Raw genomic sequence first — 21430 nt, 5'->3', positions numbered from 1 at the left:
CCATCATTCACTTTCTGTTTGTAAATTTTTATATTCTTTTAAGGTTGATTCAATTGCACGGATGATACATAATAAGCACCCTAACGGAAAACCAATTGAAAACACCCACTGTTTCCACCCTAGAGACGGTGTCGTTTGATTTGTCATCATTTGAAACTGAACCATCTTCACACCGTAATACGTAAAGATAAGAAACACAGAAATAACAACTACCCCGATAAAGATGGTTAATCCTTTTTTCATTGATAGATTTGCTTTATCATACAAAAGGCTAAAGCCGAGGTGAGAATTAGTTCTCACCCCAACAGCTGCGCCTACAAACGTTAAAAGAACAAATAGATTAATCGTAATTTCTTCTGTAAATGCAAATGAATGATTTAAAAAGTACCGTGACACGACATTCGCAAACGCAATGATACACATGGCTGATGCACTAAAGATTAATAGACTATTTTCAATCATTGAAAGGAATTTTGACATCATTTCTCACACTTTCTTATTCATTTTGGAAGGCTTCTAGTAAGTCTGCACCCCACACATCTTTGTACTGGTCATAAATTGGCTGTGATGCTTCCTTAAACTTCGTTAACTCTTCTTCCGTTGGGTAATAAAATTGCATACCTGCTTCTTTTAATTCAGCAATTTGTTCTTCTTCTTTTTCTCGAGCTAACTCAATTTGATAAGCATTTGCGTTATCGGCTGCTTTTTGAATAATTGCTTGATCTTCTTTGCTTAGCGAATCAAATTTCTTTTTGTTCATCCCTAAAATGAGCGGGTCATAGGAGTAGTTCCACATGGTAATATGATCTTGTACTTCGTTTAGTTTCGATGAGTTAATCACGTCGATTGGGTTTTCTTGGCCATCGATTGTACCTTGTTGAAGAGATGTAAATACTTCAGAGAATGTCATCGTTGTTGGATCTGCGCCAAATTGTTTCCACAAATCCGTATACATTTTGATACCAGGGATACGAACTTTTAAACCTTGTAAATCTTCTGGTGCTTTTACTTCCACATTGCTATTCGTTAATTGACGGAATCCATTTTGACCAAACCCTAATGGCTCAACACCGATTTCACGTAATACTTTTTTAATTTCTTCCCCTGCTTCTCCATTCAGTTTTGCATCTACTTCGTTTAAATCTTTAAAGAGAAACGGTGCACTTACAACGCCCAGTCGCTCATTTAAAATGGAATAAATAATTGTAGAATGGTAGCTAAAATCAGTCGTTCCTTTTACAAGTAACTCAACACCTTTACCTGAGTCCCCACCTGAGAGCTGTTCATTTGGAAATAAATTAATGGTAATACGTCCGTCTGTTTCTGCTTTTACTTCTTCTGCAAATTTTTCAGCAGCCTCATACCACGTGGATGTATTTCCAACAGTAATGGACATCTTTAAATTCATCTTTTTCCCTTCCGCTTCTCCTGAACTACTACTGCTACTACATCCTGCAATCACAAGAGAAGTGATAACGCTTACAATCAATAAAAGTACCTTTTTACTTTTTTTCATACATAGATTCCCCCTCTTTTTTTACATACCCTAGAAATTTTGAAATCTCTGCTGCCATTTCTGCTGCTTTTGGGGCAATGCATGTGACTTTTTCTTTTGTAAATCGATACGATACCCCAGCAATACATAAAGCAGACACTAGTTGATTTGTATAGTCATAGATTGGAAACGCTACACCACGTAAATATTCTTCCCACTCTTCATGGTCTACGGCATAACCTTGTTTCCGAATCTCTACTAACTCTCTTTTCATTGCTTCTTTACATGTAATGGTGTTTTGTGTGATTTGAGTAAGTGGATACGCATTAAAATATGCCTCTACTTCTTCATCAGGTAAATGAGCTAAATATAGTTTACCGCTTGCTACACTATATAAAGGTGCTGTTTTCCCAGGCTCTAACACAATGCGTAAAGCCGACGGACTTTCAATTTTATCCATATAGTAGACTGTACTTTCTGTATACCCAGCTAATAAAACGCTTTCATTCACATCATAAGCAAATTGTGTTAAGTATGGTTTAGCAATCTCCAGTAAGTTATAATGCTCAGCACCTTTTTTTACAAGTGTGTAAAACTTTGGCGCAAGCTGGTATTTATCTTGTTGATTTTTTGTTAGGTATCCGAGGTTTTCTAGTGTTGTCACAAAGCGATGGATGGTTGCTTTATTACTATTCATGAGGTCAATGAGTTCTGTGAAGGATCGTGGAGTTTCTGAGATAAGTTCGATAATAAAAAAAGCTTTTTCAACCGTTTTAATGTTTTGCTCTATATAAACCCCCTCCTTTTAGTTCCATATAATGAAACTTGAGTTTCATTTTTTACCATTATAGTTTATAATTTTTAAAATGGTCAATTTATTTTTAATTTTTTAAAAATTAGCAACAGGATGTGAAAGTATGAACCAACTAAACGAGTTTCTTTCACGAAAATTGCCACTCCTGATTTTGTTAATGGCTATCGGAACTTATGTGTCTCCTTATCATTTAAATGTGCCTTCTTCGGTGCCAAGTTTATTGTTAGGAGTGGTCATTTTCTTTACAGGATTGTCAATGAATGTGAACGCCATTAAACAAATTCATACGAAAAAGCGTGAGCTTTTTCTTGCAACTCTTTTAAAATGGACGTTAACGGTGTTTCTTTCAATTGGCCTTGCTTATGCATTTTTTTCTCACAAACCAGACCTTGCAGCAGGTATCATTTTAAGTGGGGTAGTACCAAGTGCAACAGCAGCAACTTTGTATACATTCCTTGCAGGTGGAACAACTCCACTTGTTATTTCAGCCTCACTAGTTGACATTTTTATCAGTCCCATCGTCACACCACTTTCAATGATGGGGTTATCTAGTCAAGAAGTCAGCATATCTATTTGGAGCTTACTGCAATCTTTTTTCTTTATTGTGTTACTTCCACTTGGAGCTGGGCTACTTGTACAACGCATGATTCCGACACTTGTTACTCACTCTAAGTCCGTAACAAAGTTAGGTTCCTCTGTTGCGTTGCTACTCATCATTCATACGTTAGTTGGCAGCGGCAAAGATGCTATTTCATCAGAAATAGGCAGCATGCCCCTTCTGGCGGCTGTGACATTCGTTCAAGTGATTGGTCCCATGTTGCTTGCTTACTATATTGCGAAAATTTTAAACGTGCAAGAAGCGGATGCTCGTGCGATTCTCTTTCAAGTCGGACTGTGTAACACCGCTCTCGCTGCCATTCTTGCATTTGAATTTATAAGTGAACTAGCGGCCATTGCTCCGATTGTGAACATGATTTTCAATTTATCACTCGGAGCGTTGTTTGCAAATCACTTTGCCAAGAAAGAAGAAAGAGAAGCGACTTTGGCAAGCTAATAATGAAAAATTGCGTGTGAAAAAGCCCACGATGTCGTTAAATCGTGGGCTTCGCTTATATAATGTACTTAATTGATTTGTTTCACAACAGCCATTTCTTTTCCGAATCGATGTCCTTGATCATGAAAGCCTAAACTTTTATATAATGAATGAGCTTCGATGTTATTAGGGTGATATCCCACGACAATTCGTTCAGCATTCGGTAACTGTTTCATTTTCTCCATCATTAAAGCGGTCGCTGCTTTTCCAATGCCTTTTCCTTGAAACGCTCGATCAATCATAATGCGATAAATCCAGTAAGCGTCAAGCTCTTCAAGTACCGAGTTATACATAAGAAATCCGACTACCTTCTCCTCAAAGTAGATAGCGTATGGCTTTAACGTCGATTCAAATTTGGAGTGTGCAATAGAAATCGCGTTAGATTCAATATAAGCTGCTTGTTTACTAGATACGTTTAACTGACAACAGTCATACCAGTTTTCTGCATGTACCTCTACTAATTTCACAGATTGTTTCATCCCTTTTTCCCCTCTCATTAGGTGGGGAACTCTTCATTAACTAGGAGGGTTCCCCTTATCGTTTCGTTTCTTGAAAGCTTGCATCTTTTTCATCTATGAACGCCCCCTTTTAATTAAGAATTTTTAGACTTTATTAGTATACCATATTTTTCATGCGGTGTACGAAGCAAGACTGTAATGTGGATTGGTTCTATCATTCCAAAAAATACTAATTCATAGTAAAATACAATATATAGGCAAAAAGAACCGTTTGCAAAGGAGTAGAAAGATGGGATTATTCCGTTCGATTGGAAAATGCACTGGAAAAGTAACAGGTACTGTCATCGGTGAAGGTGTGAAATTGGTTGGTAAAGGCGTTAAATCACCATGGATCGCAGAAGTTGGAGATGGCATTAAACAAGCCTCGACTATTGCACTCGATAATGCAGGACAATTTATCGATGGTGCAGTAAAAGGAACATATGGTGCAATAAAAAAAGATGAGACCATGATGCAAGATGGATTTAGTGACCTAAAAGATTCAACAGAGCGCACACTAAAAGGGCTTGGTCAAACGGTGTCGTACACTATAAAGAACGCAGGTACGACATATGAAGGATTAAAAAGTGGTGATAAAGAAAGAGCTCTTCAAGGTGCGAAAAATATCGGAAAAGTAGCTGCTGTATCTGCTCTTGCTGTTGGTGTAGTTGACTTTGTCGATGGCGCAGATGTGGTAGATGCCGAAGGGGTTGAAACACGAAATCATCACTTAGCAGGTGATGTTCATCCTGAAACCAATGTACCATTTGCAGAAAGAACGATTGAGTTGCCAAATGGTGAGGCTCAAACTGGTGTCTTTCCTATCTTTGAACCTGTTGCTGAAGTTCAGATTCCAGAAAACTCTTATTTACGAAGTGACGCTGTTCACTTTTCATATGCAAACAACGAGCTGTATGACTTGATGGAACAGAATCCTTCACTTGCAAGCGAACTACATTTAACAGCTTCTGATATCCAACAACTATCACAAGGTCATACCCCTGACGGCTATACGTGGCACCACCATGAAGAACCAGGTCGTTTACAACTTGTAGACGAAGACACCCATCATAATACTGGACATACTGGAGGTGGTGAACTCTGGGGTGGTGGCTCTGAATATCGTTAATATGCAGCAGATAGTGAGGATAAGAGCTTACTATCTTTTTTTATTTGTGATAAGTTTAGAAGGAAATCATTAGGAGGTGAATGTATGAAACATAACAGAGAAGCAACTCCTCGCCATCTCATTACGTCATGCGTCATCTTCTCGCTTATTGTCATTTCAAATTCCTTCGTTGTTCTCTTTTCACCCTTCATGTTTGTCAAAGTTTTAACGCTTATTGGGATTATCGTTCCTTCCATCGTCATCGGGACGTTTGTAAGGGAGATTCTTATCTTGAGGGAAAAGAAATCATTCTAAAACAAGTTGTTTAAGGAGAAGCCAATTATGAAAAAACTTATTCTTTTACTGTTTGTATGTTTAAGTGGCTGTAGTGATCCTGCTACTCTTGAAGGATATGTAATGAAAAAAGACGATCATCGCATTCTTGTTGTAAATGGAAGTGACGATTATTACAATGCGATTTGGCTATCTAATGCCTTTAACGAAGTAGACATCGGGCAATACGTTCACGTGTGGATTGATGGACCAATTGCTGAGTCATTTCCTGCTCAAGGAAGTGTTGAAAAGGTCGAGGTTGTGCAAGTAGAAAAACCAAAAGGTGCTACTCTTACTCAAGAAGAAGTGCTTAAGCAATTATTATCGAGTAAGCAAGTGAATCAACAAGATGTGATAGGCGTGAAAAACATTGAGTATGATGGTGCGGCAGATGTATGGAAAATAACGTTGAAACCGATGGTAAGTGCATCTGGAGATGATCAAGAAGTCGTACTTAAATGGAAAGATGAGTAAAAAAGCGTTGGAGCTATTTCAGTTCAACGCTTTTTCCTTTTTGAAAGTTAAAATGAAACCTTTAACTCATTTAACGCCCGAAACCCCATTAATGGTCGCCATTGTAGATTGGTAGTCTTTAATTCAATATGTGAAAATCGCTTTATTAATGAACTGACAGCTAGTTGTGCTTCTAGTCGAGCCAGGGATGCACCAATACAGAAGTGAATGCCATTTCCAAACGCAATGTGCGGATTTGGTGAGCGAGTCATGTCAAATGTGTTCGGATTGACAAATTTAGCTGGATCTCGATTCGCTGCTCCAAGTAAAATGTACACATGTTGGCCTTTTTCAATCTTACATTCTCCTAGCTGAACATCTTCCGCTGCAGTGCGAGCGGTCATTTGAGTGGGACCATCGTAGCGAAGCACTTCTTCCACCGCTGACTTGATAAGAGTAGGGTCATCTTGTAATTTTGCTAATTCAGTCGGATGTTCCAACAATGCAAGCATCGTATTACTAATTAAATTCACCGTTGTTTCGTGACCAGCAATCAGCATTAAAATACACGTTGCTACTAGTTCATCCTCACTTAACTGATCTCCATTCTCTCCCTCTACAAGTAGATGGCTAATTAAATCATCCTGCGGCTTGGCTCGACGTTCGTCGATTAGCTTCTTCACATACACAATCAGCTCCATTACGGCTTGATTGCCAAGTGCCATTGCTTCCTCTGGCCGTGCTAAATCAATCGTTTGAATGAGTGTATTTGACCAATCCCGGAACTGATCGCGATCTTCAGCTGGCACGCCAAGCATACGAGCAATAACGATGCTAGGAAGCGGAAACGCCAAATCTGACACCACATCCATTTCTCCTTTACTCTCTACAGAATCTAGTAAGTAATCGATGGTTTCTTGTATGTAAGGACGAAAATCGTTGATTACCCGTGACGTAAATACTCTACCCACTAGCGCACGAAGTCTTGTATGGTTAGGTGGATTTTGATACAAAAGAGTATGATTGAAAATTTTCCACAACATCTCGTTCGGAGACGATTGCGAGATGGGGACACGCGTTTGAAACCGTTGATCACGTAAAATGGAAACTGCTTCATCATATCCCGTTACAAACCACCCTTGATGACTCATCGACGAAATCCACTGCACTCTGTTCACCCTACGCAACGCATCGTAAAAAGGGTAAGGGTTTGCTAAAAAGATTGGTGCGGTAGGATCAAAATTAGGCATGTTGAAGGATTGTTTGGAGATAGTCGATTCGGTTGTCATAGATAGCCTCCTGTTTGTAAACTTAAATTGAATTATAGTTAACATTTTCTTTTATTCTATCATTTTTTAGGAAGCGAGCAAACTATTTCTTACTAGAAAAACCGCTCTTTGAGTGAGCGGTTTTGGCTAGTTATGATTTCGCTGTTATTAAGCCCATTTTAGTTACAACTTCTCGTTGAATATCTTTCATATCAAATGGAATAATGACATTTTCAGCTAAGTTTCGTTTATCTTCTAGAAGTTGATGCATAAGTTGTTCCACGGTTCCTTGTGGGAAGTTTTCAGTATCAGTCGTAATAATCTGATACACATGAACATCTTTTGTTTGACCAATTCGGTACGCCCTGTCTGTTGCTTGATTTTCAACAGCTGGGTTCCACCACCTTGTGTAGTGGATAACATGATTAGCACTTGTAATGGTAAGTCCTACACCTGCTGCTTTTGGTGATAATAACATAATACCAAAGCCAGGTGTGTCATTAAACGATTTGACGACGGCTTGACGATTTTTCGTATCACCGTCAATGATCGGAACTGAGATTCCATATTTCATCATAAACAACTGTTTAAAAATAAAATGAAGTTTACGGAACTCTGTGAAAATGAGTACTTTCTCATTCCTTGCTTTTACTTCCTCAATAATTGCTAACATCTCTGCTAACTTAGGCAGTTCACTAGCTGGAATTGTTTCATACGATGGGATAATCACACCTGGATGGCCATACATTTGTCGAAGGCGCATGAGCATATTTAAGATAGCAATTTGACCGGTTTCTTTCGTTTGCAACATCGATTGTGCCAGCTCTTTTTGAACAGGAGAGGCTTCAACAATACGTACATCATCCGGATGCTTTGTTGGTAATTTATCTGAAAGTACACCCTTTTTTGTTCGTCGTAAATAAAAAGGCTTTAATACTTCTAACAACCTTTCATAATCTCCTGTTTCAACATACGTTTGACGAAATTGTCGTAATGACTGTAAGTATCCAGGTTGTACAAAGTCCATAATCGACCATAATTCATCTAAACTATTTTCAACAGGCGTTCCTGTCATGGCTAGTCGGAAAGTTGATTGCATCGCCCGAAGAGCTCGCGAACGTTGACTGGTATGAGACTTTGCATTTTGTGCTTCATCACAAATAACCGACTGAAACTTTACTTTGCCAAGTACAAGTTGATCAATCTTGAGTGTGTCATAACTGGTAAAAATGAGATCATGCTGTGAAATGACCGATGGTGATGAAGAGCGACTGCTTCCTTTATGGATATAAAGGGAGCTTAACAGCTCTGGTGCAAACTTTCGAATCTCTTCTACCCAATTTTCAATAAGAGCGATAGGAAGAACAATTAACGATGGTTTAAGTTTCTGCTTTGCTTTCATATGTAAAAGAAATGTAATGACCTGAATTGTTTTCCCAAGTCCCATATCATCAGCAAGTAATCCACCTCGAGCATCTTCTTCTAACTGACATAGCCACTGAAACCCTTCAAGTTGATGCTCAAACAACGTTGCGTTTAAACCGTGTGGAATTGAATATTTTTTCACTTGAAGTCCGCTTTCCGCATCTACTTGATACTCTAATTCATCTTCATTGGCTTTAATATCAAGTGCATAACTTTGCCTCATCGCTTGATCAATCTCTTCTTCTTCTAACAATTGTTTGCGAAGGGCTGGATCTAAATAAATCCACTTACCTTCATGCTGAACATATTGTTCAGTTGGATGCTTTTCCATTAACTCTTTTAAAAAGTTCGTATCATAAGACAATACTTGTCCGCTTTCTTCATCAAACCATTGCAGACCCGAACTTGTAAAAGATGGTTTCGCACGCTCAATTGGAATAAGACCTCGAACACGTTCTGAAAATTCTTCTAAGTCGATCATAAAATGATGTTCTGGTAGCACAGCAGATGGATTTTCTAAAAAGAGCGGGACTTCTTCGCCACGAAGGTGACGCTTTTTAGCTAAAATCGATACATCTTCTGCAACTCGATTTGTTTTCACATAACGCTCTCGTGCGAAACCATCTTTAAAACTTCCGACTGTACCAGCATGATTTAGTACGATCGTTTCTCGTTCTGATTCACCTTGTGGCACAATTTCAATATGATCATGGCTATGTACTTTCACATCAACATCATACTCATCCACAACATGATAGCTTTCTTTTGTTAAAAATCCGTCTAAGTTAATGTTCGCTTTTTTGGCAAGGTCTTGGCAAATTCCTACTTTTTGATAACCATTTTCGTATGATTCATTTAATGATTTTTTCAATGCGAACAGTTCTTTTGATAAAAGGAAGTATTCGTCTCCTTTCTTATAAAACGCTCCGACATGTGTTGCAATTCGATCAATATTTTGACCTTGTGGCGTTGATAACCGTAACGATAATTCTCCTTCATCAGCAAGTGACGTAAGCGATAACTCTCCATAAAATGGCGTAGGCTCGATCGGTACACCTAATGAACGAAGAACACCTTTACCTTCGTCATCTTCTAACAAGCGGTAGTATGTTTCATACGATAGAACATGATCTTCAATTAATCCTTCGTCGTATAATTGCTCCCAAGCAATATATGTGATAAATCCCGGAAGCTTGTAATACTGCTCTACTTCATCTTGTTGAAAAGGAACAGAAAGAGGAGTTTCTTTCTTCCCCTCCTGCAAAGAAAACTTAAATGATATTCCATTAGCTTCAGCCATTAACGTCTGCTTCAATTCTTTTGGCTTCCTCTTGAAGAACACGCTCATCTACCTCCCAATTCAAACGACTTCTAAGCCAATTATCAAATGTAGACTGCCAACCAAGTCGATGTGTAAGCCAGCCATCTTTATAGATATAACTCTTCTCCATTAGCTCACTTCTCTTCACTTCTCTTGGCTTCATTCGTGGATTAAATTCATATTTCTCTTGTTCTTGTATCATTCGATCAATTTTAGCTTGGAAATGCCTCTGAAATGTATTGACACTATACGCATAGACAGCTCCTGTCCCTAACACTTCCATAATAACGATATCTGAAAAATACATAATGAGTGTTTTCCGTTCATCTGTCACTACAACGTCTTCTAACTTATGAATATATTTCTTCCAATACATGAAGCGCTCATGACTTTGATTGACTTGACTGAAAAAATCTTTTAACTCTAGGCGGAGAATCCATTGCTGAAATCGACGCTTTTCTTCCTCACCAACATTTTTCCAAAGCATCGGCTTTCGACGATATGTCTTCAACTTTTCATAAATAAATTTCCCTAGGTCTTTTACATTGTTTAACTGACATTGACGAATAAGTTTTTCGGTCATTTCTTGCTGTTCTTCATTTGTAGAAGCTGCAAAGTATTTTTTGTAAAGCTCTTTTTCCTCTAAAAAGAACTGTTCATTTGCAAACCCTAAAACATCTAGCAACACATATTTAAAAAGAGGAAAATTCTCTGTTAAATAAAACGTCTCTAATTCTTCTAAAAATGATTTATCACTTTCGTACGCAGTTTTTGCTAGAAATCGAATTGGATCTTCACTTAGTAAGTATCCCCGCCACTTTTTTGCATCATTTGCTTCCATCCGCTTTTCAATTCGCTCTTCATGCAACGTATATGAATGTTTGAGAAGTTTCCACATATCATCTAAATCACACGTTTGATACACAACGTCCGCCATAACACGAAAAAGACGACGTTCTTCTTTGGCGTTCTCTTCAATTATTTGAATAAGCGTTTGTTTTAACGATGGACGAAGATCTTTATCATATAAGTTTGGCAATAATAGCTTCTCACGACGTTTCAAACTGTTAGCCCATCTCACAAAATCTGCATCCGTACTTAATTTCTTCATCTCAAACTCTTCTTTGAGCTTCACTAGAGCTCCTTTGTACTCTTTGTTAACATCTTTTATTGTTGCTTTTTTTAACTTTTCACGCTCATCACGAAGCCAAGCCTTCAACTGAAACGGCTCATATTCATATTTCATTCTGTCACCAACTTTTCGATGGCTTTAATCGCCTCATCATCTTTCAGACGGAATAAAAACTCAACGCGTCGGGAACGATCTTCATCGTATTGACCGTTTTGGTCGTTAAGCGGTTGACTAAAACTTCGCCCATTTGCCGTGATATATGACTTTGACAATTCACGCTGTTGGAAATTCGGGAACTCTGGACTATAAATATATGATAATACCGAGTACGCTCGGTTTTGTGAAAGTGCCATGTTGTACATGTATGTTCCGTTTCGATCGGTATGGCCTTCAATAATAACGGATGAAATTTCTTCTTTAAAACGATCTTGTAGTAAAATCCCTAAATATTGCGGAATGAATTGATTTAAAAACAGCTTCCCTTGTGGGGAAATATCAGCTGAATTCGATTCAAACAAGACGCTACCAGGAAAGCGAATGGCCCCAGTTTGTTGATCAATTTCAATTGACATGTTTGACTCTTCAAACGCTTCTGTTAGAGCTTTTATAATTTCGGTTTTAACGCTTACGACTTCTTCAATTTGCTTTTCTTTTTCTTCTAATAACTCACGGTAATCTAAAATAACAAGAGTTAACAAAAGGGCAAAAATCATTAACATGGCACTCATTAAATCAGCGTACGACATCCAGTAGTTTACTTCTTCACGTTTACGATATCTCATCTTTTCATCACTTCAGCTGTTCTTTCAATTGAATCACTGAGATCTTTCATACTTTCTACAAAATCCTCTTGCGTATCTTGGAATTGATTAATTAAACCACTTACACCCTTAACAGCATCGGTTAATGTTTGATCAAAGTGTTGATACGTTTTACTTAAACCAGCATCGATGTTATCTTTAAATTCTTTCACAGACTGCGAAAGAACTTGACGTGTTTCTTCAAATTCTGTTTTCGTTGTTACCCAACTTTGCTGCATCATTTCAATTTGTTCTTTCATATCAGTTACATGTGTTTTCGTCGTCGTTAACGCTTCTTCAACAACTGTATGAGTATGTGAACGCATTTCTACTAATTCAGGCAGTAATTTCGTTTGGGCGATTTGCATATCACGCAACTGTTGTTTTAAGTCTGCAATATTACCCGTTACTTCTTTTAATTCAGGTGCTAGTGGTGTAAGTTCTGCCACAACTGCCTGGACATTTTCGAGTAAGAGATCAGATTCTGTTAATGAACGCTCCTGAACAGCTAATGCTTTCGTAAAACGATCTGTCATGTCTTTGAATGTCGTTGACATCGTTGATGATACGGTTACGACTTGTTGTAAAAGTTCCTCGTATTTACCTTCAACTTTCTCATTCATTTGTGAGAATGTATCCGATAGATGGCCATATTTTTGTGCTAGTGCTTGATTGCTTTCCATCATTTCTTGTTGAAGCGGCATTTGTTGTTCCGTCATTTTTTGAACCGTTTCAAACGTGCCTTGAATATCTACAATGAATGTAGACATCTCTTTAAACCCTTTTCTCATCTCATCCATGTCTGTTAAACCATCTGAAAGCTTTTCAAATAGCTTCTCTGTGCGTTGCATCGTGTTTGCTTGACGCTGTTCTGTATCAGCAAAATGCGTCACGACTTGTTGTACAGTTTGCATCATTTGTTGCTGCATACCTTGTGTATTTTGAATTAAATGACTAAAGTTTGCAATCGTCTCTTCGGTTCCACCTGTAATTTGTTGAACAAGACGTTCTGTGACATCTTGGCTATTGTTTTTTGTTAACTCAACTTGTGATTCTAATAGTTTTGACTGTACGTGAATACCTTCTTGAAGAGATGAAAACTGATTAGTTAATTGTCCAAATGCTTCTGTGATGTGCTGATTCGAATCTTGAATCGTTGACACTACTGGCATCATCGCTTTTTCAAGAGCATCCGTTAACAACGTCTTTAAATGATCCGCTTGACTACGCGTAATTTTTTCTAAACGATTTAAAAATAACTCTTCATCATCTGTACTTAATAAATAATCGAGTCGCTCTGAATGGATATCGATTTCCTTATCTAATCTACTGCTAATGTAACGATCAAATCCAATCCAAATTAGCGATAAAAATACACCGAATACGGATGTGAAAAACGCAACTTTCATTCCATCTAGTAAACTCCCAATTCCTGTACGCAACGCATCTGTATCTCCTAGACTTAACTCAGAAAGACCAACTGAAAGACCGATAAATGTTCCTAACACTCCGATACTAACACTAATACCTGCTCCAACATCCATTAGTGGTCGATGCCCCATATGATAATGCATCACATCAAAACCAAAGAATGGTTCAACACGAATGCGCTCATCATCGTTTTTTTCTGTGACACGAGTATAATAACGACTCCACAATTCTTTATATTTAGAGTTCTTTTCAGTTATACTTTCAAACAAGTCATTAATCGCGAAATCGACTTGTTTTGCCTCTTGTCCTTGACTACGATTCATTGTCATAAGAGGATCTTTTAACTGTTTCATCACATTCATTTCTCTACGAATGCGTATTAGTTGTGTTCCTATTAACCATACAAAAACACCTAATTGCACAATTAAAAAATAGCTAGTAAACCCTTGTACACCCATATCATTAATACGGGAAAAAATCATTTCAAATAAATTATACAAAGTATATCCTCCTTCAATTCAACTTATAAACAACGACAAAAACATAGAAAAGCAGCAGTAACTGGTAAAGTTACTGCTTCGTTTTTCTACTAAAACGGCACACTTGCCATTTCTTTTTGAACAAACTTTGCTAGTAAAAGTTGAAGCTCTTGTTCTTCGCCTAAGGAAAGTGTGTACTCCCCGTCGTTTACTTGTGTAACAACGTCTGCAATAACATGTTGTACTAAATAACGAAATCCTGCATCAGCATATTGCTCTGCTTCTTCAAACATTGTCACGTCATCAACGATTTTCTTTTTATCTTTGTAAATCAATGTTTGTAAAACCGTTCGCTGATAAGGTGTAAATGTATAAGCTTGACAAAGCTCAATTCCTCGATACGCCTCATCTACTTTTCCATACTTATAGCCTATGTTTGCACATAACGTAAAGAATTCACTGTGACGAGCAAACAAGTGCTTTTTAATGACATCTTTGTAAAATGGTAAATACTCTTTTCGCACTTTAACACGTAAAGACGTTTTCGGTTGTTCCATTATTGAACACCTCCTGATTGCGATACACGACTTCGAACAATCCCAGGAGGACGCTGAATAATTTGTGTGACACCTGGTTCAACACTTTCTAGCATGTAAAATTTCCCCCAACAACGATTTTGTAAGAAAAGTTCACTTTCTCTCTCTCCAAATTCACGATCTGTTACTAAGAGTACCCACTGTGAACAGACTTGAGGTAAAAATGACAGTAAGTTTTCTTCATGCTGTGAAGAAAGACGACCAAACGGTGTATCCATAAATAATGGAAGATCAAGCTTTGCAGAATTTCCTGCTACTTGAGCGAGTGCCGTAATAAAGCTGAGCGATAGAACTTGTCGTTGTCCTTGTGAAATGTTAGCTAAGAAGGAGCGACCATAACTATTTAACACTTCAATCGAATAATCGTTTTTCACTTGAACAGAATAGATATTCATTCGGCCACTTTCATCTAGAAGTTTAGCTAAGTTTTCTGTACATGCTTGTTCAAGCTCTGCTACCACTTTTCTCTCGAATTTTTTAATCATTTGGCTCATACATGTTAAAGACTTTTGAACCGCTTCTTGTTTTTTGGCTAGCTTTTCATGTACGCCACTTTTGACTCGCAAATCTCTCAGTGAAAGTTCAATTTGCTCTTTCGTTTGTTTATGCTCATCTAACTGAGATTCATGTAATGTAAGAGCATGTTCAAGATGGACTTTTTCTTCATACGTCATGGTACGCTTTTGATTAAGCTGTCCAATTTCATCACTATCGCTGCTAGCAAGTCGTTTATTCACCTGTTCTAATTGTTGCTGCAGTCCCTCTACTTCTTTTTGTTTTGCCTGCACATTCTCGAGACGATGAGTTAGTTCTGATTCTTTTCCATCTAAGTAACCAATTAATTGATTGATTTCTGTTAACAGTACATAATGTTCTTGCTTAGCAACGCGATTTTGAACACGGCTCTCTAATGATTGCAGCTGTGCGTATTCCTTTGAATCTTTATGAAACGTCGTTCCACAAATGCATGTTAAATCGTGAAGTAGTTTTTGAACAAGTGCTAAATCAATTTCATCGTTTTCAGACATCGTACTCATCACATGTTCTAACTGACTTTTCACCACATACAAAGCGTCTTTTGCCATAATTAAGCTCAGTACATCATTAAATTGCTGTAAGTACTCTACAACCTTCATGTATTCTGCTCGCTTTTGTTCAAGCACTTCTTCCTTACTTTTACGTAGTAATAGTAATTGTTCCTCTTCTTTATATGTAGATAGCTTAGCGTCAATTGTAGTTAACTCTGTTTCTAGTGCAATAAGTTGATCATTCGCTTCGTCTATTACATGTTTTAGCTGTTCAATTTGTTCATCATTTGCTAGTTGTTCTTTGAGCTTTTTTTGATAATCACCTGTCGATGTTTTTTCTAAATCAGATAGTAATTTTTTATTTAATTGTTGAAGAACACTTTCTGATTTGATTAACTCATCTATTTTTAACAAATTACGTATACCTACTGCAATTTCTTTACGTTGCTGGTCAGATGCTCTTGTCAATCGTTCAATTCGTTCACCATCAAAAAAGAAGTAATTTTTTACACGTTCATCTAACATGTCATTCACCATTGCTTGTACTTCTTCTTTATCTATAATGACTTGCTCCTTATAAGTCAAGCTTACTTCCTTTATTTGCTCAATAATTTTCCCGCTTTCTTCTTGATAAGCAAGTAGTACTCGCTTAATCGTATACACGGTACCTTCATGTACGAGTTCAATCGTTACAGAGCTCGTCACTCCTTGGCGAGCTCCTTTTGCATCTTCTTCTAATTTCTTTACATTTGTTAAAATAATGTCTTCTTTTCCGTCTGAATCTTGTTCGAGTGCCCGATCACCATATAGTCCGAACAACACACCTCGGTAAATCCCGGTCTTCCCACGTCCATTTTCACCTAAAATAACAGTCACAATTCGATCGTTAACGCCTTGGGCAAATTCAATTTGCTGCTCTCCATAAAACTGACGAAAATTTTCAAATGTAATTTTTCGTACAAACATGACTCTTCACTTCCTTTTCCGCACAGTTATACTAGCTTGTCAATCTCTCTTTCTAACTTCTTCGCTAATGAATCCACCGAGAGCTTTTTTGTACTTACAAGCTCCACGGTTTTTTGAATGATTGCTTTCGTCTCTTCCTCTTCATCTACCATATAGGCATTTAATTGCTCAATGAGTTGTCTTTGTTGATCCATTTATGCATTCACTCCCTCTAACAACGATTTCAACATGTATTCATCCCCGACTTTAACAAATGGTGCATTGTTTTCATCAAGTAATGTCTCAACCTCATGTAATAAGCGCCCTTCTTTTGAGTACAAAACCTCAACTAGTCGCTTTTTAAACTCTTTTATTTTACAAGCGCCGTCAAATTCACTTTCTAAAAGGTACGTAATGAAGTCACTGTTTGTCTCAATTCCTAAGTCATTTTCACTTTTCATAATGATATAAGACTTAGAGCCAAATAGTTGAAATTCATTATTTCGCTTTAAGCAATCAATTAATAAGTCACTAGTCCATGGCAAATCAATTTCTAAAGATGGTAACCTGTCTTCGTGTAGATAGTCCGTTACAACAATAAACGGCTGACCGTTTTTAGCTAATTGAGATTGAAGAGCTTCATTTATATAACGCGTGAGCTCCGCCGCTTTTTCTTCGTTCCATCCAAGTACATCTTCATGTAGAAATTCCGCAAATTGACCTCTTGTATAGTAGTAAATCTTCTCACAAGCGGGTAACATACTATCAAACATTTGTTCACGTGCCCCTATTTCATTTTGAAGCCAGTCCAACATTTCTTCTCTCGATACTTCACAGCCCATTTCTAGCAAGTAGTTCTCCATTAAAGATCGGACCGTTACTGAGTCTGCTTCTTCTCCTAAACGTACAATATGCGGGAAGCGGTGAAGCTGAAATTGATCGCCCACTCGGTCTTTTAACAAACTATATAGCACATAATGTGTTGGAATTCGATTCGCCTTGCAATAAGGTTCATGTTCTTTGAAAATTCCCGTTATTTGAATAGATGGCCAATCATTTAAGCGTTCTTTAATGGTTTGAATGATCGGTGATAATATCTCAACCGTGACATGATCAAACCGTTCCAATAACGTATGAACACCTAAATCAGTTTGAATAACATCCTTCGAATGAAACAATGTCACATCCAATGTGAATGACTTCCATCCTCTTTTTTGAATAAATTCTTCTTTTAACTCTTTAATGGTTACTGGATGTTCACGATGTCTCAAAAAGTCTTTTAAGATGTCCACATTTAAAATACTGCGGTCGTCTCCCACCTTCATCACTTTTGGAAATTTCGGTAAAGATAAGGCATCTGCATGATAGGTTCGTAGTAACGTATAAAGCGCATACTCCGTTGGAACACCTTGTTCTTTAAGTAGTTCTTGAAATCTGTGATAACTTGAACCGATACTCAATACTGGACGTTTTTCTAAATCGGTTAACATTTTTTCACGAATCTTTTGCAAAAGCTCAAATGGAGGATTCACAAACTTCTCATGAATATATGTCCCTCTTCCCCACAAATAAACCGTATCGACAAATTCATCCCGATTACAAATGCCTGGAAAATCCCTTTCGCCAACAAATAGGCCTGGAATGAGTTCATTTGCTAATTCATTTAGTTTTTTCCACTCTTTATATACTTCAATGCCTTCAGGAAATTGTTCTAGTGTCATCGCAGCAATATCAATTTTTTTACTAGATGCTAAAAAGTAATGTTGCTCATTTACTGAAAGAATAAAAGCATCCTCCATCACGTGAGTAACTAACACGTTCGGCAATTGAACAAATGCAATCACTTCATTCACAACGTCGGTAAAATGATCTCTCTGAACAAGCTTTCGGCAATACTTTTCTTCCACATGCTTTGAAATCATTTGCAAATCGTCTATGATTTCTTGACGTGTTTTACTCGTTATCACTTTTTGGTTCACGTCTAGTCGAATATCTAACTCCTCTAACGTTTCAATCATCATATAATCGGTAAATGACCTGTTTGTAAAAAACGTATTATCAAGCACTCCTTGATGCTCACGTAATGCTTGCTCTAACCTCTCAAACCAACGACGCCCAACCTGTGAAAGTTTAATCGATGCTTTTTGAATAATTTGACGAATACGTTCCCGTGTCACTCCATGCATCTGACCTAAGTCCTCTAATGTAGGGCGGTTCCCTTTTAACCATCCTTTATAACGTTGCCTTAAAATCGCAATGGTCCGATCATCTAAACGGAACATGTCATCAAAAGCATTATGTTGTTCCGCATGTGCTAATTTAGTTGCAAAGCGTGTAAATTCATACTGAATCAGCTCTTCTTCATTCATGCTCTGAAGCAACTCTTCTTCTTTCACAAGTTCTTCTACTTGCATCACTTTTTGCTTTACATGTGTAAAGAACTTTTCAACCGCTTTATTTCCAACGCTCGGCAATTTTTTTAAATCGGTTAAATCGATAGGTAAGTCTCCATACGATGCAATTCCATGATGATGTAACTTTTCTACAATGGTTGGACAACTTGGATAGTCCTCTACTTCGATTGCCATGCCTTTAATCGTTTCTGGAAGCTCACACTGTTCCCCATTAAACGAAACGATCTCTCCTTTTGTACTCCCTTGGCTGTTATCATCAATTTCTTGAAGGTTTTCTCCACATACTTCTACTAATTGATCAAAGAACTTTTCTAGCATTCTAGGTCCTACATAAGGAATTCGATCTTTTAACACTTCAAGATTCTCTGGGATCTCTCCATATGTGTGAACATTCAATTTTTCCTTCAGACCCATCACAAGATTATTGCACCCTTGAATGATCTCACCGCTTGTTCCTTCTTCCTGAACAAGGCGAACCAATGTATCGTACTCTTTATCAAGTATCCATTTTAATGAAGCAACCGGTACATAAGATAACTGTTTCATCGTTTCAATACCAAATGTTTTCAACAACCCTTTTACGTAATCAGGAAGTTGCGCAGGTAAACGTTGCGACGATTCATTCTGCAAACATAGCGTCTCCAATTGATTATGAGAAAGTTTGACGAGCTGATAAAGTCCACCCTGGAATGATACTCCTAGAAACCAAAGTTGAACCAAAAGCTTAGAGAAAGTCTCTCTATTACGTCTGTATATATGTCGTAAGTCTGCTAGCGATACTTGTTTAAACGTCGAAACTTGAAATTGTTGAGCATATTCTTGTAACACTGGCGCTGAAAACGTGATTATTTCCACTTCAATTAATCTTGCAGGAATGACTAGTTGATCCTCGATGATTAGGTCTACTTCTATTGCTGTCTTATCTACTTTTGACTCGATAGCAATCTCTGTCTCGGTTTCTGAGTTTAGTAACGTCTCTTCTGTTCCTTCTGGACTTTGATCTTCACTACGAACAGAAGGTTTCTCTGCATAGTTCCCTATTAAAAACCAGCTCGGACGCTTCCTTGTTGCTTTGCCACCTTTTTCTGAAAAGCGAAAATAAATACGATGCTTTTTTAAAGGAAAAAGAATGTTGTTTAGCTCCCAACCTCCAACAACCCAAAGAGCTCCATTATTTGCACGTTTATCAATTACTTCAAGGTTATGACTAAGTAAGTAGTCTACTAGTTGAAAAGAGTCGCTATTTGACTCAGGGTTCTCAACTGGATCATGTACGTCGTTTTCTATTTCAGGTACTTCTTCCTCTTGCTCTTCGACTGTGGTTGCCACTTCTTTTTGTCCAATTTTTTCAAGAAGTGTTTTCTCTAATCCTCCTAGCTGAGCACTTAAAAGTTCCTGTAAGGTTTTCTCCACTGTTTTTGTTAATAGTTCATTTAATTCATTTTGATTAACAGCCTGTCCTTTGGCTGGTTTTGGAATTTCATACGTAGGCGCGTTAAAATCTAAGCTTCCATATGACTCCATGTACCATACGCCTAAGTCATAGACAAAGCGATGTGCTGTTAAGGATTGCTCAATCGTTCCATAATCTGCCTCGTGAGCTGCCTTATTACCGTTTACGCGTAACCAATTGAACCGTTCTTTTATTTTATGATCAATTAATCCATCACGATCGAGCTTATGTATTCGTTCTACATGCTTCATCGGATAATATTCATCAATGTTTTCTTGTTGAAATACAAGTTTCGCTACTAACTCACCAAATAAGCGCCCTTTCATTAAGGTCGCATGAGGATCGTGAAAAATATGTTCATCGATGCTTCTCCCAACAGACGCTAACTCTTCATCAGCTTTTTGAAGGAATGAAAGCAATGTATGTTCTTTCAACACACTTCCTCCTTTCAATTTTATTACAAATGTTACAATTGTTACATTAAGAATTATAGTATAAATAAGGCGAAAACTGTTGAAAAGTACCAAATCTATTTTATGTATATTTTTCCAACCAAAACCTTATAGTCATCATTTTACCAAGAAGGGTGTACTAAAAATGGTACAGGCATAAAAAAGAAGCCGAACCAAAGTTGGTGCGGCTTGTGAGTATGTGTGAAAGTGTAGTGGCTTCTCAACAAGAGATTGATGTGGACTTTTTACATTCATCAACTGTCCATTGATGAAATGCTTTTAACTTTAATGATTATATCACTCTGTAAGCTTTTTATAGTTATATTCTTAAACATCCTCTTATTCTCCATTACACGATTACACCTATTTAATTATTTCAATAAATAGATTTCACAGTCGGCTACTTCTACTTATTTATGCTATAGTAAAATTCATGATACATAACAGTAAAAGGAAGATGGTAGGTGATTTTAGTGAAAAAAACCGTCAAAGTAGTCGCAGCAATTTTAGAAAACGAACAAGAAGAAATTTTATGTGCCCTTCGCTCTCCTAGCATGACCATTCCAAATTTATGGGAGTTTCCTGGTGGGAAAGTAGAAAAAGATGAAGATATTTATTCTGCTTTAGAGCGTGAGATTTCGGAAGAGCTTGATTGTAAAGTAAAAGCACAAGAACTATTTAACGAGCATACACACGAATATGACACATTCATCATTAATTTACTAGCGATTAAGTGTCGTTTAGTCGAAGGAACACCTACAGTAAGTGAACATTCAAAGCTCATTTGGTTAAAGCGTGAAAACTTAAGCTCTTTAAAGTGGGCACCAGCAGATGTACCAGCTGTTGAACAGTTGATTAACGAATAATAAAAACTCCCTGTCTCTACTAGAGTT

Annotated in this window: 18 protein-coding genes; 5 read left to right on the top strand and 13 right to left on the bottom strand. The window is 37.5% G+C overall.

Features of this window, described 5'->3' with window-relative positions; genetic code table 11:
* Positions 1–3: 3 nt before the first annotated feature.
* The 3 genes from DIS06_RS09730 to DIS06_RS09720 are packed head-to-tail and all read right to left on the bottom strand — an operon-like array spanning position 4 to position 2273.
* Positions 4–480 carry a TRAP transporter small permease gene (locus tag DIS06_RS09730; RefSeq protein WP_110113074.1) on the bottom strand — a complete coding sequence of 159 codons (477 nt, stop codon included), beginning with the start codon at positions 478–480 and terminating at the stop codon, positions 4–6.
* Between the two features lie 16 nt (positions 481–496).
* Positions 497–1516 carry a DctP family TRAP transporter solute-binding subunit gene (locus DIS06_RS09725; protein WP_110113073.1) on the bottom strand — a complete coding sequence of 340 codons (1020 nt, stop codon included), beginning with the start codon at positions 1514–1516 and terminating at the stop codon, positions 497–499.
* Entirely contained in the window at positions 1503–2273 is a 771-nt protein-coding gene (locus DIS06_RS09720) for an IclR family transcriptional regulator (protein WP_275425425.1), read from the bottom strand. Before DIS06_RS09720 ends, DIS06_RS09725 begins: the two co-directional genes overlap by 14 nt.
* A gap of 139 nt (positions 2274–2412) precedes the next feature.
* Here DIS06_RS09720 and DIS06_RS09715 point away from each other — a divergent pair, with 139 nt between their 5' ends.
* Positions 2413–3363 carry a bile acid:sodium symporter family protein gene (locus DIS06_RS09715; RefSeq protein ID WP_110113072.1) on the top strand — a complete coding sequence of 317 codons (951 nt, stop codon included), beginning with the start codon at positions 2413–2415 and terminating at the stop codon, positions 3361–3363.
* A gap of 68 nt (positions 3364–3431) precedes the next feature.
* Here DIS06_RS09715 and DIS06_RS09710 read toward each other — a convergent pair whose 3' ends face one another.
* Complete coding sequence (locus tag DIS06_RS09710; RefSeq protein WP_110113071.1) at positions 3432–3881, bottom strand: GNAT family N-acetyltransferase; 450 nt, start codon at positions 3879–3881, stop codon at positions 3432–3434.
* Between the two features lie 268 nt (positions 3882–4149).
* Here DIS06_RS09710 and DIS06_RS09705 point away from each other — a divergent pair, with 268 nt between their 5' ends.
* The 3 genes from DIS06_RS09705 (at position 4150) to DIS06_RS09695 (ending at position 5814) form a co-directional block, all read left to right on the top strand.
* The gene (locus DIS06_RS09705) at positions 4150–5028 is read left to right on the top strand and encodes an HNH endonuclease (RefSeq protein ID WP_110113070.1); all 879 of its coding nucleotides are present in this window, start codon (positions 4150–4152) and stop codon (positions 5026–5028) included.
* Positions 5029–5112: 84 nt separating this feature from the next.
* Positions 5113–5322, top strand: coding sequence for a hypothetical protein (locus DIS06_RS09700; protein ID WP_110113069.1), 210 nt, complete (start codon positions 5113–5115; stop codon positions 5320–5322).
* Between the two features lie 27 nt (positions 5323–5349).
* On the top strand, positions 5350–5814 hold the full coding sequence (locus DIS06_RS09695; protein ID WP_110113068.1) for a DUF3221 domain-containing protein: 465 nt from the start codon (positions 5350–5352) through the stop codon (positions 5812–5814).
* A 47-nt stretch (positions 5815–5861) separates the two neighbouring features.
* Here the strand turns inward: DIS06_RS09695 and DIS06_RS09690 are convergent, their stop codons facing one another.
* The 9 genes from DIS06_RS09690 to DIS06_RS09655 all read right to left on the bottom strand — a co-directional run bounded on the left by DIS06_RS09690 (position 5862) and on the right by DIS06_RS09655 (position 20519).
* The gene (locus tag DIS06_RS09690; protein WP_275425423.1) at positions 5862–7082 is read right to left on the bottom strand and encodes a cytochrome P450; all 1221 of its coding nucleotides are present in this window, start codon (positions 7080–7082) and stop codon (positions 5862–5864) included.
* 130 nt (positions 7083–7212) lie between these two features.
* Positions 7213–9828 (bottom strand): DEAD/DEAH box helicase, encoded by a 2616-nt coding sequence (locus DIS06_RS09685; RefSeq protein WP_239421992.1) that lies wholly within the window; start codon positions 9826–9828, stop codon positions 7213–7215.
* Complete coding sequence (locus DIS06_RS09680) at positions 9779–11053, bottom strand: hypothetical protein (protein ID WP_110113066.1); 1275 nt, start codon at positions 11051–11053, stop codon at positions 9779–9781. Before DIS06_RS09680 ends, DIS06_RS09685 begins: the two co-directional genes overlap by 50 nt.
* Positions 11050–11721, bottom strand: coding sequence for an OmpA/MotB family protein (locus tag DIS06_RS09675; protein WP_110113065.1), 672 nt, complete (start codon positions 11719–11721; stop codon positions 11050–11052). Before DIS06_RS09675 ends, DIS06_RS09680 begins: the two co-directional genes overlap by 4 nt.
* The gene (locus DIS06_RS09670) at positions 11718–13670 is read right to left on the bottom strand and encodes a MotA/TolQ/ExbB proton channel family protein (protein WP_110113064.1); all 1953 of its coding nucleotides are present in this window, start codon (positions 13668–13670) and stop codon (positions 11718–11720) included. Before DIS06_RS09670 ends, DIS06_RS09675 begins: the two co-directional genes overlap by 4 nt.
* An 89-nt stretch (positions 13671–13759) precedes the next feature.
* Positions 13760–14206 (bottom strand): hypothetical protein, encoded by a 447-nt coding sequence (locus DIS06_RS09665; protein ID WP_110113063.1) that lies wholly within the window; start codon positions 14204–14206, stop codon positions 13760–13762.
* A complete protein-coding gene (locus DIS06_RS09660) occupies positions 14206–16239 on the bottom strand; it encodes an AAA family ATPase (RefSeq protein WP_110113062.1) in 2034 nt (677 codons plus the stop codon). Before DIS06_RS09660 ends, DIS06_RS09665 begins: the two co-directional genes overlap by 1 nt.
* A 26-nt stretch (positions 16240–16265) precedes the next feature.
* Positions 16266–16433, bottom strand: coding sequence for a hypothetical protein (locus tag DIS06_RS20130; protein ID WP_162595930.1), 168 nt, complete (start codon positions 16431–16433; stop codon positions 16266–16268).
* Positions 16434–20519, bottom strand: a complete 4086-nt coding sequence (locus tag DIS06_RS09655) for a sigma factor-like helix-turn-helix DNA-binding protein (RefSeq protein ID WP_110113061.1) — start codon at positions 20517–20519, stop codon at positions 16434–16436.
* Positions 20520–21010: 491 nt separating this feature from the next.
* Between DIS06_RS09655 and DIS06_RS09650 the strand changes: the two genes are divergently transcribed.
* Positions 21011–21403 carry a (deoxy)nucleoside triphosphate pyrophosphohydrolase gene (locus DIS06_RS09650; RefSeq protein ID WP_110113196.1) on the top strand — a complete coding sequence of 131 codons (393 nt, stop codon included), beginning with the start codon at positions 21011–21013 and terminating at the stop codon, positions 21401–21403.
* The last annotated feature ends 27 nt before the right edge of the window (positions 21404–21430 follow it).

The sequence above is a fragment of the Bacillus sp. CGMCC 1.16541 genome (genome assembly GCF_003184905.1).
Taxonomy (GTDB): Bacteria; Bacillota; Bacilli; order Bacillales; family Bacillaceae_H; genus Priestia.
The sequence above is the reverse complement of the archived record's forward strand: the minus strand, read 5'-3'. Positions and strand labels throughout refer to the sequence as shown.

Coding starts and splice junctions, on each gene's coding strand:
- DIS06_RS09730 (WP_110113074.1), bottom strand. CDS start 480: ATGTCAAAATTCCTTTCAATGATTGAAAATAGTCTATTAATCTTTAGT.
- DIS06_RS09725 (WP_110113073.1), bottom strand. CDS start 1,516: ATGAAAAAAAGTAAAAAGGTACTTTTATTGATTGTAAGCGTTATCACT.
- DIS06_RS09715 (WP_110113072.1), top strand. CDS start 2,413: ATGAACCAACTAAACGAGTTTCTTTCACGAAAATTGCCACTCCTGATT.
- DIS06_RS09710 (WP_110113071.1), bottom strand. CDS start 3,881: ATGAAACAATCTGTGAAATTAGTAGAGGTACATGCAGAAAACTGGTAT.
- DIS06_RS09705 (WP_110113070.1), top strand. CDS start 4,150: ATGGGATTATTCCGTTCGATTGGAAAATGCACTGGAAAAGTAACAGGT.
- DIS06_RS09700 (WP_110113069.1), top strand. CDS start 5,113: ATGAAACATAACAGAGAAGCAACTCCTCGCCATCTCATTACGTCATGC.
- DIS06_RS09695 (WP_110113068.1), top strand. CDS start 5,350: ATGAAAAAACTTATTCTTTTACTGTTTGTATGTTTAAGTGGCTGTAGT.
- DIS06_RS09690 (WP_275425423.1), bottom strand. CDS start 7,082: ATGACAACCGAATCGACTATCTCCAAACAATCCTTCAACATGCCTAAT.
- DIS06_RS09680 (WP_110113066.1), bottom strand. CDS start 11,053: ATGAAATATGAATATGAGCCGTTTCAGTTGAAGGCTTGGCTTCGTGAT.
- DIS06_RS09675 (WP_110113065.1), bottom strand. CDS start 11,721: ATGAGATATCGTAAACGTGAAGAAGTAAACTACTGGATGTCGTACGCT.
- DIS06_RS09665 (WP_110113063.1), bottom strand. CDS start 14,206: ATGGAACAACCGAAAACGTCTTTACGTGTTAAAGTGCGAAAAGAGTAT.
- DIS06_RS09660 (WP_110113062.1), bottom strand. CDS start 16,239: ATGTTTGTACGAAAAATTACATTTGAAAATTTTCGTCAGTTTTATGGA.
- DIS06_RS20130 (WP_162595930.1), bottom strand. CDS start 16,433: ATGGATCAACAAAGACAACTCATTGAGCAATTAAATGCCTATATGGTA.